This is a genomic window from Shewanella sp. SG41-4 (assembly GCF_014164505.1).
In the GTDB taxonomy this organism is placed as follows: Bacteria; Pseudomonadota; Gammaproteobacteria; order Enterobacterales; family Shewanellaceae; genus Shewanella.
In genome coordinates this window covers 1-6386 of record NZ_JACJFI010000230.1, presented here as the reverse complement: position 1 = coordinate 6386, position 6386 = coordinate 1, and the positions used below count along the sequence as shown (strand labels likewise).

General features: G+C 42.7%; 5 protein-coding genes and 1 pseudogene. All 6 read right to left on the bottom strand.

Translation table 11 applies throughout. From position 1 onward, the window contains the following. Positions 1–427 (bottom strand): annotated as a pseudogene (locus H5202_RS16790) (amidophosphoribosyltransferase); the annotation flags it as partial. A gap of 33 nt (positions 428–460) precedes the next feature. Then, the gene (locus H5202_RS16785; RefSeq protein WP_182773085.1) at positions 461–949 is read right to left on the bottom strand and encodes a CvpA family protein; all 489 of its coding nucleotides are present in this window, start codon (positions 947–949) and stop codon (positions 461–463) included. Positions 950–1101: 152 nt separating this feature from the next. Then, a complete protein-coding gene (locus H5202_RS16780; RefSeq protein WP_182773084.1) occupies positions 1102–1740 on the bottom strand; it encodes an SPOR domain-containing protein in 639 nt (212 codons plus the stop codon). Positions 1741–1811: 71 nt separating this feature from the next. Continuing rightward, positions 1812–3089 carry a bifunctional tetrahydrofolate synthase/dihydrofolate synthase gene (folC, locus tag H5202_RS16775; RefSeq protein WP_182773083.1) on the bottom strand — a complete coding sequence of 426 codons (1278 nt, stop codon included), beginning with the start codon at positions 3087–3089 and terminating at the stop codon, positions 1812–1814. A 118-nt stretch (positions 3090–3207) separates the two neighbouring features. Continuing rightward, the gene (gene truA, locus H5202_RS16770; protein ID WP_182773082.1) at positions 3208–3993 is read right to left on the bottom strand and encodes a tRNA pseudouridine(38-40) synthase TruA; all 786 of its coding nucleotides are present in this window, start codon (positions 3991–3993) and stop codon (positions 3208–3210) included. 128 nt (positions 3994–4121) lie between these two features. Then, on the bottom strand, positions 4122–6386 hold a 2265-nt coding region (locus H5202_RS16765; RefSeq protein ID WP_336244807.1), incomplete at its 5' end, for a FimV/HubP family polar landmark protein.

Genomic DNA, 6386 nt, shown 5'->3' with positions numbered 1-6386 from the left:
TGCGCGTTTCTTGTAACTCATCGGCTAACAGATTCAACAAGATTTCTGAGTCTGAGGTAGTGTTAACATGACGACGCTTTGTGACTAAGCTTGCAGCCAGTTCAATCGTATTAGTCAAGTTACCGTTATGTGCTAACGAAATACCAAATGGCGAGTTAACATAAAACGGTTGTGCCTCTGATGCACTCGAGCTACCAGCGGTAGGATAACGAACATGTCCAATACCGGCATTACCTTGTAAACGCTGCATATGTTTAGGTTCAAACACATCTTTGACTAAGCCGTTTGCTTTACGTAAACGAAACGCATTCATGTCAACCGTCACAATACCTGCTGCGTCTTGACCACGATGTTGGAGCACAGTCAGCGCATCATAAATGGTCTGATTAACTGTTGATTTTCCTACTATTCCGACGATACCACACATGGGTAAGGTTCCTCACTGTAAAGTGTTTTATGTTTATATTTTGGGTACAAAGCTTGAGGTATTTTCAAGGTAGTTAAAAAACCATTGAATAACCACGCCAAATTCAGGTACAAGAACAGAGTCCTGCCACCACTTCGTGTCAGGGAATGCCGTAAAAGCATCCATAAAAAACAGTAGTGCACTAACTATTAACGCGCCACGAATGGCACCAAAACACAGGCCTAATACACGGTCTGTGCCCGATAATCCGGTTTTAGCCACTAACTGGCCTAATAAATAATTAACGAGTGCCCCTATGATCAGGGTAATGATAAAAAGAATGGCAATCGCCACACCGTTTCTGACTAGCTCGTCCTGCATTTGGGTTAAATGAGCGGCAAGATCAAGATAAAACTGGCTAGCGATAAAGAAAGCGGCAAACCAAACCCCAAGAGACATGGCTTCTTTTGCAAATCCGCGGATCAAACTAATAATAGTTGATAACCCGATGACAATAATTATTGCGTAATCAATCCAAACCATGGAGATGGGGATCCGGTATAGGGTTCAAGACGGCGGGATTCTAACAGAGACAGAGATGTTTCTCACCTCTGATTGCACAAATTATTCTTGCGTGATTAAGAACAATCAAATTGTAAATATTAATCACGCACGCAAAATACCGTCTGAAAAGGTTATTGTTCTTGAGGATTATAGGCTACGATTTTGCCTTTTAATCCGGTTAGTTTGAATATAGGTTGCTGACGAGCTTTAAGTTTTTCTTCTGATACTTCAGGACCAACAAACACTCGGGTTAGTTTCCCTTCGACTGGTACTTTAGGCAATGTATAAGCGTTAAACCCCGCTTTTCGCAGTTGTGCTATCAACGCTTTTACGTTGGTAATATTGTTAAAGCCGCCTAATTGCAATGTAAAACCAGCTGTAATGGCTGATTTCACTTTGTTAGCTACCTGGGTTTCAGGCTTTTTAACTGCCGTTGTAGAGGGAGTAGGAACAGCTGCTGGTTGCTTTACAGCTGGGCTCACTTCTTTAGCCGACTCTTTAATGGGTTCAGGTGCACCTAATGCAACTAAATCGTTACTGAGATCTTGCGGTTCAGCAATCGTTAACACTTGGAATTCTTCTGCCGATTCGGCGGAATGGTCGGAATTGACTTTAGTTGAAGCACTTGACTGAGTTGGACGTAAAGGAATTTCAGTGAATTCCTCAACCACCTGCGTTTTCTTACCGTCTAATAAATCAGGTAAAAAAATCACACCTAAGGCCACTAATACGATGGTACCCACCAAACGATTTTGAAATTGACGATTCAAAGCTAATTCCCTTTTTTAACCAAATGACGTTAATGATGGCTTGTACAACCGACGTCTGACATAAATAGTGTTTATAAAGATTTAAAGCCTGCAACAGTATAAAAAGAACCGAAGACAATAACCACATCATCCGCATTTAGCGTCGTTTGTATGGTTTGCCATGCGCTAGCGATGTCAGCAAACTCACTAACATGTTCACGGCTACCGTCGTTAGGCAATGCCTGACGCAATGCTTGTGCTGAAGCGCCGCGTGGATTATCTAAACTCACCAAGTTCCAATGGCTAATTTGCTCGGCTAATGTCGCCAATACCGACTTAATGTCTTTATCTTTAAGCATGCCACACAAAGCGACAATACGACGACCTTGATATGCCTGCAACTGTTGCGCTAAATATCTGGCGGCATGTGGATTATGTGCAACATCTAATAATACTAATGGTTGCTGACTCACCTGCTCTAGTCGTCCAGCAAGTTGAGCTTGTTGTAAACCTTGATTGATGTGCTGTTGGCTTATTTGCGGCCACATAAGGCTCAGCAGCGCAACAACACTAGCAGCGTTAGCTAGCGGTAACCTCGGCACAGCCAAGCCAGTATATGACTGCTGCGCAGATTCAAAGTGCCATAATGCTGGTTGAGTCTGATCTTTATGGTAATCAAACTCATGCCCAACACGATAAAGGGTTGTGCGGAGTTGATTCGCATATTCAGTGACGCTCAACGGCAAATCTGGTTCGCCTATAATAGCAACACAATCGGGGCGAAACACGCCAGCTTTTTCTCTGCCAACCAGTTCGCGGGTATCGCCTAAATATTCTTGATGATCAAGATCGATAGAGGTCAAAATAGTGGCGGCGGAATCAATAATATTGGTTGCATCCAACCGTCCACCTAAACCCACTTCTAGAATGATCACATCGACTTTAGCAGCTTTAAACAAATATAAACCTGCTAAGGTAGCGTATTCAAAAAAGGTTAATGAAATATCGCCTCGCGCCGTCTCTATGGCACAAAATGCCTCAATAAGAGCGTCATCACTGGCATCTTGTTGATTTATCTGCACTCGTTCATTATAACGCAGCAAATGAGGCGAGCTATATACACCAACGGACAAATCAGCTTGGCGTAAAATAGAAGCCAGCATGGCGCAAGTTGTACCTTTGCCATTGGTACCCGCCACAGTAATGACTTTAGCTGGAGCCAAATCAATCACGTTTAAACGCTCGGCAACAGCACTGACTCGAGTTAAGCCCATATCAATTTCGCTAGGATGAATAGCCAGCAAATAATCCAGCCATTGGTTTAAGCTTGATTGTTGATTGGGTACAGTAATTTCAGACGCGATTAACATAATTCAATACCATTTTACTTATGCAAACTTTACTAGGCGTTGCCAATACAAAACATTGGTTTTACATTTCAATAAAGATAACTTAGCTAACTTAAAAAACATCGATAGCTTAAAGGACTTAATCGAGCATAAACAATGGACCCAGCGCTAACTTAGGCAATTGATATTGTTCAGGGTAAGTCACATCGACCAAATACAATCCATTCGGTTTAGCGGTAGGTGCCGCTAGCTTACGATTTTTCAGGGCAAACAATTCTGTAATCCACTCTTTAGGTTGATTACCTAAGCCTATTTGTAATAATGAACCCACAATATTACGCACCATATGATGTAAAAATGCATTAGCTTGAATATCGACCATCACATACATGCCTTGGCGAGTCACATTGACTTGATGCACGTTTCGAAACGGTGTTTTAGATTGACAATGCAACGCTCTAAAACTGGTAAAATCGTGTTCGCCTACAAAAAGCTGTGCAGCTTGATGCATCAAGGTTTCATCAATATCACCGTGATAATGGCTCACACCGGCACTTAAAATACCAGGGCGCAGTTTATGATTATAAATCACATAACGATAACGTCTGGCAGTAGCACTGTAACGAGCATGAAAACTGTCATCGACTTCTTTTGCCCAACGTATAGCCACACTGTCTGGTAGATTAGCATTAACGCCCTGTGTCCACGCCGTCATTGGACGTTGTACATCGGTGTCAAAATGAACCACCTGACCGGTACCGTGCACACCAGTATCTGTTCTTCCGGCACACAATACCGTTATAGGCTCATTGGCCACATAGCTTAATGCTTTTTCAACCTGGGCTTGCACTGAATCGACCTCGAGTTGGCGCTGCCACCCACAAAAACCACTACCATCATATTCAACACCTAACGCGACCCGCATGCCTATATCCTCTACTCAATAATGGCGCGCAGTTTATCACAAAAAAACGGCGCATGTATCTGCGCCGTTTGCTTTTATGTGGTTAACATAAGCCTATGTTTTTGCCTATGCAGGCTCGATTTATCGACTTAACTGAAACTTTTTAGTAAATTTTTGGCTTCTAATTTTTGACGTTCATTACCGTCCATTTGCACTTCTTTTAATAACGCTCGGGCACTGTCTTGATCTTCAATTTCAATATACGCCCTGGCTAAATCAAGTTTCGCATTAACGGAGTTTTCTTCATCATCAACATCAACCATGTTCGGGTTGCCCATTAACGAATTAGCAGAACCCATATCAACATTAACGTCTTTATATTGGTCGGTTTTATCATTATCTTCATCAGCATCATTCAACAGTTTATCAATATCGATATAACCGTTTTCACGCTCAAAACGCATTAAGTCATCGTCACTGGTTTTGTATTCAGTTGATTGACCTCGTTCTTTTTGATCAAGTGCGGCTAATGCTTCATCAACCGTTAAATTGTCATCGCTAAGGATATAATCGTCTTCAGAGGTAAAGTCATCATCGTTGTCATCATCTTTTAGTGACTGTGAAAACGCAGCCAGTAAATCATCATCACTAACCGCTGGTTCATCGACTTCTCTCTCGTCAGCAGCAGACTCTGCAGCTTTCAACAAATCGCTTTCCCAATCTAAAAGCTCAGGCTTAGGTTTGCTGGATTTTAGGTCATTAAAGAAACCAGAATCTTTATTTATTTTACTTTTCGCAGCAGACGAAGCAGTCTCTTCATCGTCCATTTGTGCTAACAAAGCATCAAGAGCATCATCAGTTTCTGATGTAGGAGTCGGTGCAGCTGTAGGCCCTTGCTCTAATTCAACATCATTACTACTCGTTGAAGCTAACGCGGCTTCAAGTTCAGCTTCTAACCAACTATTATCTTCGTCATCGAGATCTGCTTGCGTATCAGTATCTGCTTCAGGTTCAAGAAACTTATTTGCTTCAATATCAGCGGCATCATCTTCGTCAGTTAAATCGGTATCATTAAGGTATTCATCAAACTCATCGAATAATGCGTTATCGTCAATGCTTTCACTGTCGATGCTTTCAAGCTGAGTACTGGCAGACTGCACACTCTCAGAATCAGTGACGGTATCAGCATCTGTTGCGGAGGGAGCATCGTCTTTAAAGCTTGCCAATAAAGCATTAAGGTCATCATCGAGTGACTCATCATCGGATATAGGCTCTTCATTAGACGTATCCTCGTCTAACTCGGCAGCAATCTGTGCTTGTACCGCAGCTTTCTCCTGAACATCAGCATCTGACTCAATCACAGGTTCGTTAAGGCTAGCGAGTAATGCATCGATGTCATCGTCACTGGCTTCATTATCATCAACAGAGTCTTCGATATCCTCATCACTTAATTCAGCTGCAATTTGTGCAGCTAAATCTTCATTGTCGGAACGTTGCTGCTGATCCGTTGATAATTCATCACTTTTTTCATCAAATACTGATTCAATAACTGGCTCATTCAAGCTAGCCAATAATGCATCTATATCATCATCGCTCGACTCTATATCTTGGCTATCGTCATTAGCATCATCTTGCAATTCAGCAGCAATTAACGCGGCAATATCGTCTTCATTGTTAACTGAATCACTTGATAATGGCTGAAGTTCTGCATCTTCAACATCATCGTCTGAACTGTCTTCATCAACGTCACTTTTGGTTGCCGATAAGCCAGCTAGAAGTTCATCAATATCGTCTTCCGCACTCTTGTCGGCTGATTTTATTGGTTCTTCAACAGCAACATCATCTACCTCTGCCGGCATATCAAATTCAGCCAATAGTGAGTCAATATCATCATCCGTGCTGGTATCGGCTGGTTTTTCTGCAGCAACGGCAACATCATCTGCCTCTGCAGGCATATCAAATTCAGCCAATAGTGAGTCAATATCATCATCTGTGCTGGTGTCGGCAGGCTTTTCTGCGGCGGCGTCAACATCATCTGCCTCTGCCGGCATATCAAACTCGGCCAATAGTGAGTCAATATCATCATCAGTGCTGGTGTCGGCAGGCTTTTCTGCTACGCCGTCAACATCATCTGCATCTGCAGGCATATCAAACTCAGCTAATAGTGAGTCAATATCATCATCCATGCTGGTGTCGGCAGGTTTTTCTGCTACGGCGTCAACATCATCTGCCTCTGCAGGCATATCAAATTCAGCCAATAGTGAGTCAATATCATCATCTGTGCTGGTGTAGGCAGATTTTACTGCTGCGGCAACGGGAACAGCATCTGCCTCTGCTGGCATATCAACCTCAGTTAATAGTGAGTCAATATCATCATCCGTGCTGGCGTCGGCTGGTTTTTCTGCTGCGTCATC